We start from the raw sequence: 18027 nt of genomic DNA, 5'->3' as shown, positions 1-18027 counted from the left end.
TATCAATACCCAGTATTTGTGCTATAATTTTGTTGCTTATGATATCGCTCCTCTCTCTCTCTCTTTTTATTTTTTTGTTTTTTGTTCTATGAGGAGTGATATCTTTTTTTTACCCCTTTTGTCAAGTACCTCATCAACCATTTTTATTATACAGCCATCAATTTCAATGACATAAATACTATCTAACCATTACCCTATTTCGATGACAATTAATTATGATCTAACACGCCATTTCAGACTGATTATAAAACAAAAAAGTCCTCTGATTTGTACAATCAGAGGACACAATTTTTGAGATAGCCAAAAAGTATAATAAAAACTAGAATTTGCTGTGGAAGGTTTTTGAAATCTAGCATTCATAAGGAGAATTTAACTTTTCAAAGAAAGAAAATATTTTATAAAAGTAAAGTCAACTTAATAAAGTCGGTATAACGTATATATCTAAATCAATACCTAAAAGTACTTTTACCTATAAATTCTCTTATTATTGAAGTTTTGGGTATTTCGTCGAGTTCCGTGATTGGAAGAAAATAATCCAAAAATCTGAGTAACCTTTTAGCTTCTGTATATTCAGGATGAGAGTTATCAATAGTTAGCAATAGAGGCTCGGCAAATAACTTCAAAACCGAGAGCTCGTAAACTAGGTGAGAATTAAACATAATGTCCGCTTCATCTTGAAAAGGAAATATATTTTTATGTTCGCCTTTTACTACTGAATGCCAAATTTTTAATGTATCTTCAGCAGAATAACCTCTAAAGTAATAATCTCTCACTAACCTTCTTATAAGTCTAGTATCCGTTGTAGGAATTCTATCCATACTGTCTAAATTCATTTGAGTTAAAGAGCTCACATAGATTTTAAACTTTTGTTCTTTTGGAATAGAATTGGTTAGCAGTTCGTTCAAGCCATGAATACCTTCTATAATAATGGGTTGATTTTCTTTTATTTTTAAAGTTTCATCTTGCCAAAATCTTGTACCAGTTTTGAAGTCAAATTTTGGGAGTATAACTTCTTTTCCCTTTATCAGATCAATCATTGTTTTGTTGAACAATTCTAAATCCAAGGCATTTATACTTTCAAAGTTGTAATTACCGTTTTCATCTCTTGGCGTCTTCTCTCGCTCTAGGAAAAAGTCATCTAAAGATATTGGAACTGGCCTTAACCCATGAACTTTAAGATGTAAGGCGATTCTCCTAGCACTTGTTGTTTTTCCAGAAGAAGATGGCCCAGCTATCGTTATCAATCTTATATTTTTTCTATTTACTATTTCATCAGCTATCTGGGCATATTTTTGTTCATGTAAAGCTTCTGCTACACGAATGATCTCTCTTACCCTTTCGGCACCTTGAGAAATTATAGAGTTTAATTCTCCAACTGTTTTTATTTCCATAATATCTAACCAATTTTTGTATTCTTCAAAGGTTGCAAATAACTTAGGAGAATAACTATAATCTGGAACATCACATGGGAAACGGTTTGTGGGATGAATTATGACGAAACCCTTTTCAACCTTTTTCAATTTGAATTTATTAACATATCCTGTTGAATACGGAAGGTATCCATAAAAGTAGTTAAAATGTTTGCCAGCGTAATATACATTAACGGTACTTTTCTTTCGGTATTTGAAAAGTAAAGCCTTATCTTCTTCTCCTATCTCCTTAAACATCTTTATGGCATCGAATTTGTCTATAGTTTTCTTTTCAAAAACAATGTCTTTTTCAACGATCTCCCTCATCTTGTTTTCTATTAACAATAAATAATCTTCCGAAGGTTCTCCAGATTTAAATTCGCAATACATAGCATCGTTGAGGGTATTATTCACATAAAACCTGTCTTCTGGATTGATTTCTTTCAATGCAATATACAAAACAAAGAAAAGTCCTCGCCTATAAATACGCACTCCATCTAGCGTTGTAATATCACAAAACTGTATGCTTCCACTTTTAGATACTTTGCTGAACAATTCCTTAATGTCGTTGTTAAATTTCACGTATAAAACCTGTTTCCCGGAGGTCTTTTCGAATTTTTTTGCTATATCAATAAATTTTGTGTTTTCATCAGCATGGTATACTTGTCCAGATTCAACATCTCTCAGTTGAAACTCCATTTCGATTTTCTCCTTTCAGAAAGTGAAACCCGGGCTACACCCGGGTTTTGGAGCGGATAATGGGATTCGAACCCACGACCCCTTGCTTGGCAAGCAAGTGCTCTACCACTGAGCTATATCCGCATTAATTTTCTGGAGCAGGTGATGGGGCTCGAACCCATGACCTCCGCCTTACCAAGGCGGCGCTCTACCGACTGAAGCTACACCTGCATTTTCAAGATAAATTATACTATATTTAATTCCTTTCGTCAAGTAATGTAAAAAATTAAAATATGGTAAAATAAATGTGTAGCAGAAAAAATCTAATAAAGGGGGAGAAAAATGGGTAAAAAAGCTGACCCAGAACCTTTCAAGATCAAGATGGTGGAACCCATCAAAAAAATTTCTAGAAAAGAAAGAGAAGAAGCCTTAAAAAGGACGGGCTATAATTTATTTGCATTGAAATCAGAAGAAGTCTACATTGATTTGTTGACCGACAGCGGTACTGGAGCAATGAGCGATAATCAATGGTCAGGATTGATGTTGGGAGATGAATCTTACGCGGGAAGTAAGAGTTTCTACCATTTATGGGAAACAAGTAAAGAAATCTTTGATTACAACTATTTTGTACCCACTCATCAAGGAAGAGGAGCAGAACAGGTTTTATTCCCCCTTTTAATTAAAAAACCTGGTCAATATGTTTTGAGTAACATGCATTTTGATACAACTAGGGCACACGTCGAATTAGCTAAAGGCCAGCCTGTTGATATAGTTATAGAAGAGGCTCTTGATACAGATACCTATCATCCCTTTAAAGGAAATTTTGACTTAGAAAAATTGGAATCATTTATCTTAGATAAAGGGAGCAATAATATCGCTTTTATAATAATAACTATTACCTGTAACAGTTCAGGTGGGCAACCTGTTTCTATGCAAAACATAAGGCAAGTTAGTGAAATAGCCAATAAATATGGGATTCGTGTATTTCTGGATGCGGCTCGTTACGCTGAAAATGCTTATTTTATAAAGCAAAGAGAAAAAGAATATTTTGAAAAATCCATAGAAGAAATAGTGAAAGAGATGTTTAGTTATGCCGATGGATTCACCATGAGTGCAAAAAAAGACGCCATAGTAAATATAGGTGGATTAATTGGGATTAAAGAAGATGAAGCTCTGTTTAATCAAGTAAAAGCAGCTCTTGTTCCTTTAGAAGGATTCCCTACATATGGTGGTTTAGCTGGGCGAGATATGGAAGTCATGGCAAGAGGTTTAAAAGAAGGAATTCAATTTGATTATTTGGATTATAGAATAAAACAAGTAAAATACTTGGGAGATAGGTTAAGAGAGGGTGGAGTACCAATTCAATATCCAGCTGGAGGACACGCTGTTTTTGTGGATGCTAAAAAGATGCTTCCTCATATACCTTATTACCAATTTCCAGCTCAAGCATTGGCGAACGCACTTTATTTAGAATCTGGAGTTCGTGGTGTAGAAGTTGGATCATTAATGATGGGGCGTGATCCTCAGACTGGTGAACAACTTGAATCTCCTTTTGAATTCTTGAGATTAGCCATCCCAAGAAGAGTCTATACTTACACGCACCTTGATTACGTTGCTGAAGGATTGTTAGCTGTAAAAGATATATCTACCTCACTCAAAGGATTAGAATTCACATACGAGCCTAAAATTCTAAGACATTTCATGGCAAGATTGAAACCTATCGAAACGTAATTTCAATTTATAAATCACTTTTTCATGATATAATGTATTATTAGAAAGAATTGAACTCAGACACTTCATAAATAAAATGAAGATGACAAATGTTTGAAGAAATCCTATAAGGACCAATATTGGTATAGGGTGTGAGACGAATGGTGCTATATATAAAATTTTAGAGTTTCTAAAAATTGTAAAATAATACTAAAATGGAGGAGATGTTAATTATGTCTGAATTTTTACTGCAAAACACACACGGAAGTCATTTTTACATGAAAACACCATCTGGTCATGATGTTCATGTGGACGCAGCCCCAGAGAACCTTGGTTATGATTCGGCTGCGCGCCCCATGGAGTACTTAATTGCCGGCTTAGGAGGATGTACAGGAATAGACGTAGTAACTATTCTAAACAAAATGAAAGTAAAGTACGATGAATTAAATTTGAGAATATTAACAGAAAGAAGTGAGGAACATCCCAAAAAATATACGAAGATTCATATAATTTACGAATTTAAGGGGAAGGATCTACCCATAGATAAATTGGAAAGAGCCGCTCAACTTTCACAAGAAAAATATTGTGGAGCAAGCGCTACTTTTAGAGGTTCTACAGAGATTACTTACGAAGTAAAGATCGTTGAGTAAATATAAGTACAATGATTGTTGGGAGGAATAGAATGGCTAACTTAAAGGAAAGAAAAGAGAAGGTCTCTCAAAAGCTTGAAAATATCGATAACGTTATTATGGTTATGAGCGGTAAAGGAGGAGTTGGGAAAACTACCGTCGCAGTGAATTTAGCGGTAGCTTTGGCTCTAGAGGGTAGAAAAGTAGGCCTTTTAGATGTTGATTTACATGGTCCGGATGTAGTAAGAATGTTGGGAGGTAGGGAGGCTAAAATTTCTGCAGTTGGGGAGGAAATACTTCCTCCCCAAGTACACGGAATAAAGGTTATTTCTATTTCCCAATTTCTGGATAACGATAATGATGCTGTTATCTGGAGAGGCCCTTTAAAAACAGGCGCTATAATGCAATTTATTGGTGATGTTGCTTGGGGTGAATTGGACTATCTTATTATTGATGCACCCCCAGGTACCGGAGATGAACCTCTAACGGTTTTTCAAAACGTGGAAAAGATTAAGGGTGCTTTGATTGTAACTTCTCCCTCTGTCGTTTCGCAAGACGACGTGGAGAGGGCTATTAATTTTGTGAAAAAAATGAACAAACAAATTATCGGGATAGTTGAAAATATGTCATATTTTATCTGTCCAAATTGTAAGACTAAACACTTCATTTTTGGTGAAGGTGGAGGAAGAGTTTTAGCCGAAAAATACAATTTAGAATTACTTGCACAAATTCCTTTGGATTCGACTGTCAGGGAAAACATGGATGCTGGTAAACCCGTTGCTTACTTCGGAACCCCTGAAGTAACTAGCTCTTACGTTAATTTGGGCAAGAAGGTAATAGAAAAAGTAGAAACGGTTCGTTAATAAAGTATAAGATCAGAAAACTAAGATGGGAAGAAGATAGTCTTTTGATTATAAAGGGTTACAGTATGGAAACACCACATTTAAATTATCTCAAGCCAGTAAACTTCTTTTTATCTAGGGGGTTATACTCATGAAACAATTAGTTTTCCTTATAACGATAATTTTTTCTGTTGTTGTTTCTTTTTCAGTAAATACTTCTTTTTTATACTCAAAAGAAGCTACTTCTGTTTATTTAGTTGCGAGTTTTAACGACTTTGAACCGGTACCGATGGAAAAAAGCTTCACAGGCCTGTGGCGTTATAACGTTAATTTAGAGCCTGGTGAATACCTCTATAAATTCATCGTAGATGGTAAAAGAACGATAGATTTTCAAAACGATAAGATAACAGCATATAGCGGAGAAATCTTCAATGTACGTACCGTTCAAGAGGCATATGTTTTTTCAAAAGTTGGGGATGGAAAAGTTAAAAACTTTTATTTCGATAACCAAAGAAGATACATAAATCCAGTACAAAAGGGAGAAATATATCTTTCAATAGAATTCGAAAAAAATGATGTTGAAGACGTTGAACTACAGGCTAACGCCTCATCCGTACAAAAGTCCGTAATAGAATTCAATAATACCATTCTTTATAGGTTTCACATATTTACAGAATCAGAAGTTTTAAAGTATCGATTTTTAATTTACGATGGGGAAGAAATAATATACGGTTTCAACAGATCTGAAGAATTTTTTGAATTCGACTTTAACCATCCTATAATTTCATATTTTGATATACCCGAGTGGTCAAAAGGAAGGATCTATTATCAAATATTTCCTGATAGGTTCAGAAATGGTGATTCTTCAAATGATCCTAAAGGAACATACAGTTGGAATGGTCCACACAACAGAAATTCTCTTTCTTTTGGTTTTTATGGTGGGGATCTTCAAGGAGTCATTGACTCAATTGATTATTTTAAATATTTAGGAGTGGAAGCAATCTATTTCAATCCCATTTTTGAAGCCGAGACTCCTCATAAATACGATACAACTGATTATCTAAGAATTGATGATTCTTTTGGTAATGATGAGGTCTTTTCTAATATATTGAAAGTATTACATGAATCAGATATCAAAGTAATATTAGATGGTGTCTTTAATCACACCGGAACTGAATTTTTCGCTATGAAAGAAAACTTTCTCAAACAAGAAAAATCCGATTATTTGGATTGGTATTATATTAAGTCATTTCCTATCAAAAAATCGACAGAAAGTTACGAAGGTTGGCATGGATACGCTGATCTCCCTCAATTAAACAACGAAAATCCCGAGGTAAGGGCATACATAAATCAGGTAATTGGTAAATGGATGAGTTTTGGTATAGATGGATGGCGAATGGATGCGGTTGATCAACTTCCTGAAGCTTATTGGTCAGCTCTTTACGAGAATATTAAAAATATAGACCAAGAAGCTTTAGTTGTGGGAGAATTTTGGAGAGATGCCACTTCTTATTTTGAAGATCCAAGCTTCGACTCGGTTATGAATTACATCTTCAGAGATGCAGCTATTGCTTATGCTAAAGGTGGAAAGTCTATTAATTTTGTTAATACCACCAATGCATATATACACAAATATCCGCCACAAGTACTGCATGGGTTGTGGAACCTTTTAGGTTCACATGATACAGAAAGAATTCTAACCGCCTTCGGTGAGGATACGGAGCGAATGAAATTAGCTGTTGTTCTTCAAATGACGTTTATCGGCTCTCCTCTAATATATTATGGTGATGAGATAGGCATGACAGGGACCACAGATCCATTCTGCAGGGTTCCATTTTACTGGGATGATAACAAATGGAATATGGAAATTTTAGAATTATATTCTCAGCTCGCCGAATTAAGAAAAAAAAGTAATGCCTTGAGAAAAGGTGATTATACAGTACTGTATGCCGATGAAAGTGTTCTAATTTATGAAAGACGATATCAATCAGAGAACATTATAATTGCACTAAATTCTAAAGATTCTCAAATTGAAATCGAGTATGACTTGTACGGAAATTACATAGATATTTTCACTGGGAAAAGCTTCGATACTATAGAGAAAATGCCAGGTAAAAGTTTTCTTGTACTTGTTAGTGAATAAAGTTGGAGGTTTTTGATGTATTATTATGAAGTTATTCCCATAGGGCAAATGGTTTTTAATGGGTTTACCTACAAAAGTGACAAAAAATTAGAGATAGGTCAAAGGGTTATCGTTGATTTAAGAGGTAAATTCCTTTCTGGACTAATTTACAAAGAAACTGAAAGTACTGAATTCAACAAAATAAAAGAGATCGCGTTTCCATTGGATAATAAGAGTTTTTTAAATGAAAGTCACATCAAACTTATGGAAAAGGTAAGCTCCAAATTTATGGCACCTATTGGAGAAGTTGCAAGATTGTTTTTTCCTCCTGTTTCCTCAGATATATATAAACTGAGAATTATACCAAAAAGGTCTTTTTCCCCAATTCAAAAACCTATTTTTTATAAACAATTTTTAAAATCTTTTAATAACCCTTCAAAAGCCAACAAGCAGTTAAGGGAATATTTAGATTCGAATTTAATTGAGATAGAACTATATAGAAAAGAATTCACAAAAAAAATAGATAAGTTTGTTAGTTTAAAAATGGACTTAAAAGAGACATGGAAGTTCAATGTATCAAAATCTGCTAGAGAGGTAATAAACTATCTCTCCTTAAACGGTGAGACCTTAGAAAGCGATCTATACTCACAAGGTATTGTGAAAAAAGGTTCCACAGTTTTGAATACATTATGGAAAAAAGGTATAATAGACTTATCAGAAAGTTCAACATCTTGTGAAGAAAATATAGAAGTTTCTTTAAATGAAGAACAGAGACAAGCAGTTGAATCAATACAGGTAAATCCTGACAAACCTCATTTATTGTACGGAGTTACAGGTAGCGGTAAAACGGAAGTATTTTTCGAAGTGGCTAAGCCTATTTTGAAAAATGGTGGAAAAGTACTTCTTTTGGTTCCAGAAATTTCCTTAACCTCAGAGCTAATGAACAGGTTAAAAAAACGGTTCGCTAATTACAATACTGCATTTTACCATTCTGGGCTTACAAGTAGTGAAAGAGTACAGACATGGTATAAAGCAGCAAATGGTGAATTGGACTTAGTCATAGGGACAAGAAGTGCCATCTTTATACCCATGAAAGATTTGAAAATGATAATAATCGATGAAGAACATGATCAATCTTACTATCAGATAGAAAACGTTAGTTACGATGCGATAGATACAGCCTGTTTTAGAAAAGAGTTAGAAGATATTCAACTAATACTTTCATCAGCTACCCCACGGATGGTTGATCTATACATGGCGAAAACGAACTCTTTTTATCTTGAAAAAATAAAAACAAGATACTTCACGGAAATGCCTGAGGTACAGATAGTTGATATGAAAAAGGATGAAAAATACAACTGGATATTCAGTAAAAAGGTAGTAGAAAATATAGAAATCTCTTTGAAAAAAAATAAAAAAATAATTGTTTTTACACCAACGAGAGGTTATGCCAATTACGTAATTTGCAGCGATTGTGGATATATATTTAAATGTGATGAGTGCGATGTTTCATTAACTTTTCATAAAAAAGACAGAAAATTAAGTTGCCATTACTGTGGGAAAGAAAGTGAATTACCAAATTTTTGCCCGAAATGCGGAGGGTTTAAACTACAATCCAGAGGTTTTGGAACTGAACGAGTTTTGACTGAATTAGCTAAAATGTTCCCTTCACAACCCTTGGTAAGAGTAGATAGAACGGTTATAAAAACATTTAAAGACCTAAAAAACACTTTTAATTTCATTAAAGAACCCGGGAAAAAAATCATTGTTGGAACTAAGATGATCACTAAAGGTTTAGATATTCAAGATTTGGATTTAGTAGTCATTCTTGATGCTGATAGATATATCAACTTCCCTGACTACAATGCTCAGGAAAGTACAGCCTCATTGCTTATGCAGGTTGCTGGGAGATCTGGCAGAAAAGAAAAAGGCAAAGTTATCATTCAAAGTTTTCAACCAGAAAGTAATATTTATAAATCTTTAATTGATCATAATTTTGATCTGATTGCAGAGAATGATCTTGAACTAAGAAAAATATACGGATATCCTCCATTCGTGACCTTGTTTTTGATTTTAGTGAACAACCCTTCTGTTGATAAAGCAAAAGCTAAAGCGAATGAAATTGTCGAAGAGTTGGATAGAATTGAAAATCAGGATGATTTTGAAATATTAGGCCCGGTTGTGCCTATCATTTCCAAATTAAGGGGAAATTACAGGTATCAAATCATTATAAAAAGCAAACAGAAAAATCATGAGTTTTTATTCTCAACGCTTAAAACATATTACAGAGATATCAAAATTTATGTTAATCCTCCCACTACATTAGTATAAATATTGTTATGAAAACGTCGTTTCATGTTTAACGTCAAAATATGGATACACACTAAAGACAAGTACAACAACTATTCAAATCTGGAGGTGATTTAGATGGAGTATAAAGTTTATACAAAGGAAGTAGAACTCACAGAAGCTTTAGAGAATTATATCGAAAAAAGGATGAGTAAACCAGACCATCTTCTTAAAAAACATCCTGATATCGTCTCTCCTTCTGACGTCAGAATCACAAAAGAGAGAGGCATGTACAAAGTTGAAATAACTACCCACATTAAAGCTTTAAACAAGATCATAAAAGTAGAAGAAAGAAGCAACGATCTTTATGAAGCTATAGATAAGGTAACTGATTCTTTCGAAAGAAAAATCAGAGAGCTAAAAAATCGTTTGCAAGAACAAAGTAGAACAGATAAAAAAGTGCGTATGGAAATAGAACAAAACTTCCTAAATGCCAACATCAATGATCTTAATTTCAATGATGAAAGTAAAACAGAGAGTGAAGAAAAACCAAATGCCCCTAAAATCGTGAGAACAAAAAATTTTGACTTAACTCTTATGAATGTGGAAGAAGCAATGTTACAAATGCAACTTTTGGGACATTCATTTTTCGTTTTCAGAAACCCAGAAAATGACGCTATCAGTGTGCTTTACGAAAGAAAAGATGGAGATTTAGGGCTCATAGAATTCAATGAATAATTATTAGACACACAAGGGATGCCTTCAATAAAAATTGATTGAGAAAAAAACATAGGGTCTTTAAAAGCAGACCCTATGTTTTTTCTAATTATCGATTTTTTTCAATGCCTTACCAATTTCGATGAATCCTTCTACCGTTATCCATAATGCTATGATAAGTGTTGAAATTGAAACAAATATCAATAAACCATTTTGCGCTTTAATGAAGCTATTTAAGTTTATTACTGTTGCAGATAGAGTCACTACTAACATAAATAACATCGGCAATCCCGTAATCCAAAATGGCTTTTTCTTCTTAACTAAGTAAACAGTACCTATTAATAATGCCAAGGCAGCTAACAATTGGTTCAGGGCACCAAATGCAGGCCATAGTAATAAAGCACCTGTACCCCCTTCAGCTGACATTGACAGTGCAATAGCTGCTAAAATAACAAATGTTGTAGTAACATACCTATTTTTTAACGGTTTTATCACCACATCTCCCTTCTTTGTGGAAAACAATTCCACTAGAGCAAACCTTTGCATCCTTACTGCTGAATCCATTGTTGTTCCAGCAAATGAAACGATAAAAACAGCCATGATCGTTTTAGCGAGATCTAACGGAATACCATATGAATTCATTAGGTTAGCAGAACCATTTATAACAGCAGTTAATTTTGCACTTAAACCACTAGATGATGCCCACGAACTATAATGCGATGAAAAAGCCTCTACTCCACCACCGTTCATACCTATCCCAGCTGTTACTGCTATAATAATCATTACTGCAAGTGCACCTTCTAATAGCATTGCACCATACCCTATTAGATGTGAGTCTGTTTCTTTTTCTAATTGCCTTACAGTAGTACCCGAAGCTGCAAGGCTATGAAAACCAGAGATAGCACCACATGCAATAGTTATAAATAAGATGGGAAACAATGGGGGAGCATCTGGAACGGAGTAAAACGCAGGCGCGACAACTGGTGGATGCCCTACAAAAACACCCAGCATCAACAACACCAAAGCTATGAACAATTCATGTGAATTGATATAATCTCTTGGCTGTAATAACCTATGTACAGGTAAAACTGACGCTATGAACACATAGGCCATTAAAATATAAATCCAAGTTACCACTGAAATCCCCTTTATTGGCACCAAAAGACCTATAAATATAGTAACATACATTAAAATAATAGCGATTATCGAATAAACGGTATCTTTTTTACCTTTGTTATAAACCATATGACCTAACCACATAGCGATGGGAATTTCCAGCCATACTGGAATTACAGATTCTGGATACATGTTGAATAATAAAGCTACGATCATTCCAAACACTGCTACAACTATCCACAACAAAAATTGAATTAAGAGGTGGAAAATTTTTGCTGTTCTTTCATTAATCAGGTCACCGGTTAGTTCACCGAGAGTTTTTCCTTGAGTTCTTGCTGAAACAACTAATGACGTAAAATCATGAACTGCTCCAGCAAAAATTGGTCCCAATACGACCCACAAAAACGCTGGCACCCAACCCCATATAACACCAATTGCAGGACCAACTATAGGGCCTGTCCCTGCAATCGTTGTAAAATGGTGCCCAAAAAGGATATGTTTCTTCGTTGGAACGTAATCGACGCCATCCTCAAATTCTTTTGAGGGTACCAGATTTTTGTCATTTAAACCAAAAATCTTTCTTGACAACCACTTACCATAAGTGATATAAGCTAACCAATAACCAAAAAAAGCAACCAAGGCCAAAACCAAAGAATTCACTGTAATCCCTCCTTTTAAAATTTTTGTACAATCTTAAGGAATTCCACCTTGTGGTCGTTTTATTAAATTAAAGTCTGAAGTTTGGATTTTCTCTATTAGGTATTTTAGAAAATTAAGCGAAGTTCTAAGTATTTATTATACGTACAAAAAGACTGTTTGCTTCTTAAACGTTAAAAAAAATAGCCTGAAAGGCTATTTTTTTTTATTAAAAGATGTTTAATTTACTTGACATTATATATTAAGTTTAATTTTTAAATTCTTCATATGTGTTTTACCTATTGGTATTATTTTATTGTTTTTCATCTGAATGGAATTGAGGTTATTAATATATCTGTCTATATAATTCAAATTTATAATATAAGATTTATGTACCCTTAAAAACTCTTTGGGTAATTCTTTTTCCAAATTACTTAAATTTTTAAAATGTTTCAGCACATATTCATCGTTTTCAGTAATCACTCTTATCTTTTTTTCAAAGTATTCAAAATAGTAGATATCACAGATATCGAGAAATATTATTTCTTCATTATTTTTTACTGTTATTTTATTCACCTTGGCGTTTTTAAATACTTCCTCTATTCTATTTATGGTTTCTATAAACCTTATTTCTGAAATGGGTTTTGTTAAATAATCCAATGCTCTTACTTCAAATGCATCAACTGCATATTCAGAATAAGCTGTTACAAATACAATTTTATAGTTTTCAAGATATTTAGAGGCTTTTAGCCCATTCATTATTGGCATTTCTATATCTAAAAATATAACGTCTGTAATCTTTTTAGCATCGCTTTTTAAAAATTTTTCAACGTCTTCAAAGCAACCAACTATATCAAAACTGCTCATTTTATTTATTAAATCTTTTAAAGACTCCCTGGCGTAATATTCATCATCAATAATTGCAACTTTTATCATACTCGTTCACCAGATTTATTTTTAACTATTATTTCCGCCATGGTTCCCCCTAATAAAATATGTTTTATATTAAACCTATAATCACTTCCGTATAAGCTCTCTAATCTACTTTTTATCAAAAATAAACCTTTTCCGCTATCTCTAATAATTTTAAAACCTTTCCCATTATCTTTTACTATAATCTTTAGCCCTTGTTCACTTCTTTCAATTTTAATTTTTACTAATAATTTTGAGTCTTTCAAACCGTGTTTTATTGAATTTTCTACCAACGGTTGTAATAAAAAAGGAGGAATTAATTCATCCTCTATATTATCATCAAAATCAATTTCATAATCCAATTTATCTTTAAATCGAAGTTTCATTAATGTAAGGTAATTTAAGGTAAAATCAACCTCTTTTTTTACACTAACCAATTGGGAGTTTTCACGTAGAGTATACCTCAGTAAATCTGATAAATTATCTATAAAATAAGCAACTTTTTCTGGTTCTTCTTTAGATATATATTTTATAGCGTTCAAAGTATTGAATAAAAAATGCGGACTCATATTGGACATCAATTCTCTCAATTTCTCTTCTGTAGTTAGTTTCAGTGCCTTATTAATTTGATAAATTGACAATATTAACGAGAGAATTTGAGCTAACTTTTTACCAAATATTAGATCAGCATTTTTTATAGTTTTATATTTAGAATAATACAGTTTCAAAGTTCCTATTAACTTTCCATTAATGTCTTTTATAGGAATAATTATAGACGAAAACAACGGGCAATCCTTTTTTATACAATTTATCCCTTCTCTATTGACAATCGTTAATTCTCTTCCGCTGTTAATAACTTTTTTGGTCATTTGATCTATTATTGGCCATTCAGAAATATGATGATCTGAACCACTTCCAACATGAGCTAAAACTACATCTTTATTAGTCAATGCTATAGCATCGAAATTTGTATTTTCTAAGATAACTTTAGCTATAACATTTGCACTTTCTTTATTTAGACCTTTTTCAGCAAAAGACAAACTTTTTTCCATTATCAAAAAAATAGAATTCATTGTATTTTCTTCGGTAAATTGAAGTTGATTCTCTATATTTATAATCATGAAATTGAAAAAAGAAACGCCTAAAGCATTCGTTAAAATCATTGGAAATAATATATTAAAAGTTATTTCAAAAGCTAATTCTGCTGGCTTTACCATCACTAAAACATAGGTTAAATGTACCACCTCTAAAATAGTTGTGTAAAGTAATGTTCTAAGAAAAGTAAAATGTTCTCTACCATGATATTTTGAGATCACACCACTAATAAAGCCTGCTGTTAAAGTTCCTAAAGAGCAAGGAATCGCGGTGATCCCGCCAATGAACATTCTAAAAGTAGTAGAAATTAAAGCTGCAACAACTCCGCCAGGGATATTACCTAAAATACCTGCTAAAATAACACCAATATCTCTAAAATTCACAATTGCCCCATTATAATTTATACCGGATAACGTACCTACAATTCCAATGAATCCCCCAATTATTCCTATGGTAATCTTATTCTTAAGAAATAATCTTTTTCCTACAATGTTTCTCATAACATAGGTCTGAAAGATTAAATAAGTTGTGACTAATACTAAGGACAATCTTTCAAGCAAATTAATAGTAATATCTCCTAACATGGATCCCGCCTTATCGCTCTGTCTCCAAAATCACCCAAGTCTGTTAATTCACTATCTTCCACCTCTTTAGCTTTTCTTTTTGCATCTTTATAGAAGTTAGAAGTTATATTTATTTCTAAATCCTTTAATTCTGTTAACATTAACTTAGCTTTCCCCTCAGGATTTTTTGCAACAAATACAGTTATTCTTTTATATTTATCTCTAACTTTTGCAATGTTTCTCAAATCATCAACGCCTAATCCATAACCGTACAAAATCAAATTTTTCATATTCGCCTCCACTTTTATAACCACTCCAAAGTCAAAGTTTTTGCTTTTGCAATACTAATACTGAAAAACACTTTCACACATTTTCATACACCCAAGCTTCCTCTAAACATTTTAGAAGTAGCCCAGGGGAATGTTAACTAAATACTAATAATTTGGTTTCAATATTTTTATTATTATAACAAATTTTTATTTTTTTCCAAAAAGTGTTAGTTAGATCATAATTAATTGTCATTGAAATAGGGTAATGGTTAGATAGTAATTATGTCTTTAAACTTGATTTGTTTTTTGTTCAATGAGGAGTGATATCTTTTTTATCCTTTTTGTCAAGTACCTCATCAACCATTTTTATTATACAGCCGTACTTAGATTTGCAAGTTTTTCAAACTTATGTTATAATATTCTAGTAAAACGTTTCCATTATTAAAAAAGTTAAAAGGAGGCGAAACAAATGAAAAGATACTTAGGTTTAGTAGTATTGTTTCTTTTCCTAGCTTCATTTGTTTTTTCAGGAACACCTTCTCCAAATTGGGAAGATCAGATCATCTATTTTGTTATGATAGACAGGTTTGCAAATGGAGATACTTCCAACGATGTACTAACAGATTCAGGTATAGAAAGTGGAATGGTGAACTCAAAATACAACGGTGGGGATATCCAAGGCTTGATCAACCAGTTAGACTACATTAAAGAATTAGGTGCGACGGCAATATGGATTACACCGCCTGTAGCTAACCAATGGTGGGATGGAAGTGTGAATTATGGAGGTTACCATGGCTATTGGGCAAGACATTTTAAAAAGGTAGAAGAACATTTTGGAGATTTAGAACTTTACAAAAAATTTGTAGAAGAAGCTCACAAAAGAGGGCTGTATGTAATTCAGGATATCGTAGCGAATCATACGGGTAATTTTTTGATTTACAAAAACGGAAAATATTTTTTAAACGATCAAAGTGTACCAACAAACAAACCCGAACAGTATCCCTTTAATATTAATGATTATAACGATCCAGAACAAAAAAAATTGAATATTTATCATTGGCCTTCAGAAATTAAAAACCCAAACCAATATAATACCGAATTTTCTCAATTAGATGATTTGAACACTGAAAATCCTCTTGTGATAGATGCTTTGAAAGATTCTTACACCTTTTGGATAGAAGAAGCGGATATAGATGGTTTTAGGGTAGATACTGCTATCTATGTTCCAAATGAATTTTGGGGAGAATTTTTAAATGGAGAAAATGGAATATATGAAATGGCCGAATCATGTGGAAAAAATGATTTCTTAACCTATGGTGAAGCATGGATAACACCTCAACCTTTCTCGAACGAAGCCGAGGAGTCTTTAAATGAATATATGGAATTTGGATTTAATTCAATGTTAGATTTTCCACTTCAAACGGATATCAAACGAGTGTTTAAAGAAGGAAAACCAACATCTTACTTGGAGTATAGGTTGAATCAAAGAGAAATAATGTACAAAGATCCTTCAAGAATGATAACCTTTATTGATAATCACGATATGGATAGGTTCCTAAAAGGTTCTGACATAAACAGTCTCAAACAAGCGCTAACTTTTATATTTACTATTCCCGGAATCCCAACAATATATTACGGTACAGAACAGAATTTTGTTGAGACAAGGGCAGCAATGTTTGAACAAGGATTTGCTTCTGGAGGCGTTGACCACTTTGATACAACAACACCTACCTTCCAGTACATTAAAGAATTAACAGAATTAAGGAAAAACATATCGACTTTCAGATATGGAAAAGTAGAAGTCCTCTTCAGCGATGAATTAGGTCCTGGACCTTTCATTTATAAAGTAAAGGATGAATCAAAATCTTATATTATTTTGATGAATACGTCTTCCAATAAAAAACATGCTACTGATGTTGACTTAGGAATTGCTGAAGGTACCATTCTTAAACCAATTTTAGTAAACAATATGATTAACAAAGAAATCGTATATACTTCATCTTTGAATATCTTGTTAAACGGTAAAACTATTGGTATATTTGAGGTGACGGATGAAGTTAAGCCAGTGAAAGAAGAAGATATATCTGTCGAAATAACAAATTTAGAAGAGGGTCAAACCTTCTCGGACAACTTTGTGTTAAAAGGAACTGCGTCAAACGCAAAATCCATTCTTGTAATTGTTGATCGTGAGGAAAAGGGATATGCTAAAATCACCCTCACACAAAAACAAAATGAATCTTGGCAACTTCCAATAAACATCTCGGATTTCACACCTGGGCAACACAACATATTCGTTAAAGCCTACGGAAGAACTCCATTAATAGTTGATTATTCAGAAAGTTATAACGTTAACTTTGATATCCCCATGGTGACAATTAAAGTAGTCGAAGATCCTCTGGGAGACGATAAAGGACCTAATGGAACTTATTCTTACCCAAAAGATCCAACTTTCAACAAACAGATGGATATCAGAGAGGTTGAATTGATACAAATTGGAACGATGCTTAGGATAATTGTAACTATGGAGAATGTAACTGATGTCTGGAACCCTGCCAACGGATTCGATCACGTGACATTTCAAATTTTCTTCGATGACCCTAACAAAAAAGGAGCAATAGAATTACCTTTTCAAAATGCAATTATGCCAAATAACTTAGACTGGGATTACGAAGTTTACGCAACCGGTTGGGGTATTAGTCTTTTCAGTTCAGAGAACTCATCAGCTAATAAATATGGTAATCCAATAACCCCCACTCCTGCTATACAGGTTAATAAAAAAGAAAATACAATAACCTTTATGATTCCACTTTCAACACTTGACACAAGCGATATTTCCGGATGGACAATTTATGTTACAACTTATGATTATGATGGAATAGAAGGGGTTTTGAGGCCATTATCGCCAAATGGAGGCCCTTGGTCGTTTGGCGGAGGAAATCCAACAGATCCGAAGATAATGGACGATATTTTAATAAAAATTGATTAACAAAAAAACATAGGGCCTTTAAAATCAGGCCCTATGTTTTTATTAATATTGAAC

The 18027-nt window shown here is 33.2% G+C and carries 12 protein-coding genes and 2 tRNA genes; 7 read left to right on the top strand and 7 right to left on the bottom strand.

The annotated features are described in order from the left end of the window. Nucleotides 1–446 precede the first annotated feature (446 nt). The 3 genes from AA80_RS07195 to AA80_RS07185 form a co-directional block, all read right to left on the bottom strand. Nucleotides 447–2108 (bottom strand): nucleoside kinase, encoded by a 1662-nt coding sequence (locus AA80_RS07195; RefSeq protein ID WP_103877114.1) that lies wholly within the window; start codon nucleotides 2106–2108, stop codon nucleotides 447–449. 48 nt (nucleotides 2109–2156) lie between these two features. Beyond that, nucleotides 2157–2231 (bottom strand) — tRNA-Gly (locus tag AA80_RS07190). Between the two features lie 10 nt (nucleotides 2232–2241). Continuing rightward, nucleotides 2242–2318 (bottom strand) — tRNA-Thr (locus AA80_RS07185). Between the two features lie 111 nt (nucleotides 2319–2429). Here AA80_RS07185 and AA80_RS07180 point away from each other — a divergent pair. From AA80_RS07180 to hpf, 6 genes are all read left to right on the top strand, one after another. Then, nucleotides 2430–3818, top strand: a complete 1389-nt coding sequence (locus AA80_RS07180; protein ID WP_103877113.1) for a tryptophanase — start codon at nucleotides 2430–2432, stop codon at nucleotides 3816–3818. 212 nt (nucleotides 3819–4030) lie between these two features. Beyond that, nucleotides 4031–4447 (top strand): OsmC family protein, encoded by a 417-nt coding sequence (locus AA80_RS07175; RefSeq protein WP_103877112.1) that lies wholly within the window; start codon nucleotides 4031–4033, stop codon nucleotides 4445–4447. A gap of 32 nt (nucleotides 4448–4479) precedes the next feature. Next, on the top strand, nucleotides 4480–5289 hold the full coding sequence (locus tag AA80_RS07170) for an Mrp/NBP35 family ATP-binding protein (RefSeq protein ID WP_103877111.1): 810 nt from the start codon (nucleotides 4480–4482) through the stop codon (nucleotides 5287–5289). 130 nt (nucleotides 5290–5419) lie between these two features. After that, nucleotides 5420–7411 carry an alpha-amylase family glycosyl hydrolase gene (locus tag AA80_RS07165; RefSeq protein ID WP_103877110.1) on the top strand — a complete coding sequence of 664 codons (1992 nt, stop codon included), beginning with the start codon at nucleotides 5420–5422 and terminating at the stop codon, nucleotides 7409–7411. A 15-nt stretch (nucleotides 7412–7426) separates the two neighbouring features. Then, nucleotides 7427–9721 carry a replication restart helicase PriA gene (priA, locus tag AA80_RS07160; protein WP_103877109.1) on the top strand — a complete coding sequence of 765 codons (2295 nt, stop codon included), beginning with the start codon at nucleotides 7427–7429 and terminating at the stop codon, nucleotides 9719–9721. Between the two features lie 96 nt (nucleotides 9722–9817). Next, nucleotides 9818–10417, top strand: a complete 600-nt coding sequence (gene hpf / locus AA80_RS07155; RefSeq protein WP_103877108.1) for a ribosome hibernation-promoting factor, HPF/YfiA family — start codon at nucleotides 9818–9820, stop codon at nucleotides 10415–10417. A gap of 84 nt (nucleotides 10418–10501) precedes the next feature. On the opposite strand, the gene AA80_RS07150 is transcribed toward hpf, so the two are convergent. The 4 genes from AA80_RS07150 to AA80_RS07135 all read right to left on the bottom strand — a co-directional run bounded on the left by AA80_RS07150 (nucleotide 10502) and on the right by AA80_RS07135 (nucleotide 15008). Further along, a complete protein-coding gene (locus AA80_RS07150; RefSeq protein WP_103877107.1) occupies nucleotides 10502–12172 on the bottom strand; it encodes a carbon starvation CstA family protein in 1671 nt (556 codons plus the stop codon). A gap of 231 nt (nucleotides 12173–12403) precedes the next feature. Then, complete coding sequence (locus tag AA80_RS07145) at nucleotides 12404–13084, bottom strand: LytR/AlgR family response regulator transcription factor (protein ID WP_103877106.1); 681 nt, start codon at nucleotides 13082–13084, stop codon at nucleotides 12404–12406. Beyond that, nucleotides 13081–14739 carry a LytS/YhcK type 5TM receptor domain-containing protein gene (locus AA80_RS07140; RefSeq protein ID WP_103877105.1) on the bottom strand — a complete coding sequence of 553 codons (1659 nt, stop codon included), beginning with the start codon at nucleotides 14737–14739 and terminating at the stop codon, nucleotides 13081–13083. Before AA80_RS07140 ends, AA80_RS07145 begins: the two co-directional genes overlap by 4 nt. Then, nucleotides 14733–15008, bottom strand: a complete 276-nt coding sequence (locus tag AA80_RS07135; RefSeq protein WP_103877104.1) for a hypothetical protein — start codon at nucleotides 15006–15008, stop codon at nucleotides 14733–14735. Before AA80_RS07135 ends, AA80_RS07140 begins: the two co-directional genes overlap by 7 nt. Before the next feature lie 448 nt (nucleotides 15009–15456). Between AA80_RS07135 and AA80_RS07130 the strand changes: the two genes are divergently transcribed. Beyond that, a complete protein-coding gene (locus tag AA80_RS07130) occupies nucleotides 15457–17973 on the top strand; it encodes an alpha-amylase family glycosyl hydrolase (RefSeq protein ID WP_103877103.1) in 2517 nt (838 codons plus the stop codon). The last annotated feature ends 54 nt before the right edge of the window (nucleotides 17974–18027 follow it).

This window comes from Petrotoga sibirica DSM 13575, from assembly GCF_002924625.1.
In the GTDB taxonomy this organism is placed as follows: domain Bacteria; phylum Thermotogota; class Thermotogae; order Petrotogales; family Petrotogaceae; genus Petrotoga; species Petrotoga sibirica.
This window is presented reverse-complemented; position numbering and strand designations above follow the sequence as displayed.

Excerpts from the sequence above, each read along its gene's own strand:
- AA80_RS07165 (WP_103877110.1), top strand. The coding sequence starts at position 5,420 with ATGAAACAATTAGTTTTCCTTATAACGATAATTTTTTCTGTTGTTGTT.
- AA80_RS07140 (WP_103877105.1), bottom strand. The coding sequence starts at position 14,739 with ATGTTAGGAGATATTACTATTAATTTGCTTGAAAGATTGTCCTTAGTA.
- hpf (WP_103877108.1), top strand. The coding sequence starts at position 9,818 with ATGGAGTATAAAGTTTATACAAAGGAAGTAGAACTCACAGAAGCTTTA.
- priA (WP_103877109.1), top strand. The coding sequence starts at position 7,427 with ATGTATTATTATGAAGTTATTCCCATAGGGCAAATGGTTTTTAATGGG.
- AA80_RS07195 (WP_103877114.1), bottom strand. The coding sequence starts at position 2,108 with ATGGAGTTTCAACTGAGAGATGTTGAATCTGGACAAGTATACCATGCT.
- AA80_RS07145 (WP_103877106.1), bottom strand. The coding sequence starts at position 13,084 with ATGATAAAAGTTGCAATTATTGATGATGAATATTACGCCAGGGAGTCT.
- AA80_RS07130 (WP_103877103.1), top strand. The coding sequence starts at position 15,457 with ATGAAAAGATACTTAGGTTTAGTAGTATTGTTTCTTTTCCTAGCTTCA.
- AA80_RS07135 (WP_103877104.1), bottom strand. The coding sequence starts at position 15,008 with ATGAAAAATTTGATTTTGTACGGTTATGGATTAGGCGTTGATGATTTG.
- AA80_RS07175 (WP_103877112.1), top strand. The coding sequence starts at position 4,031 with ATGTCTGAATTTTTACTGCAAAACACACACGGAAGTCATTTTTACATG.
- AA80_RS07170 (WP_103877111.1), top strand. The coding sequence starts at position 4,480 with ATGGCTAACTTAAAGGAAAGAAAAGAGAAGGTCTCTCAAAAGCTTGAA.
- AA80_RS07180 (WP_103877113.1), top strand. The coding sequence starts at position 2,430 with ATGGGTAAAAAAGCTGACCCAGAACCTTTCAAGATCAAGATGGTGGAA.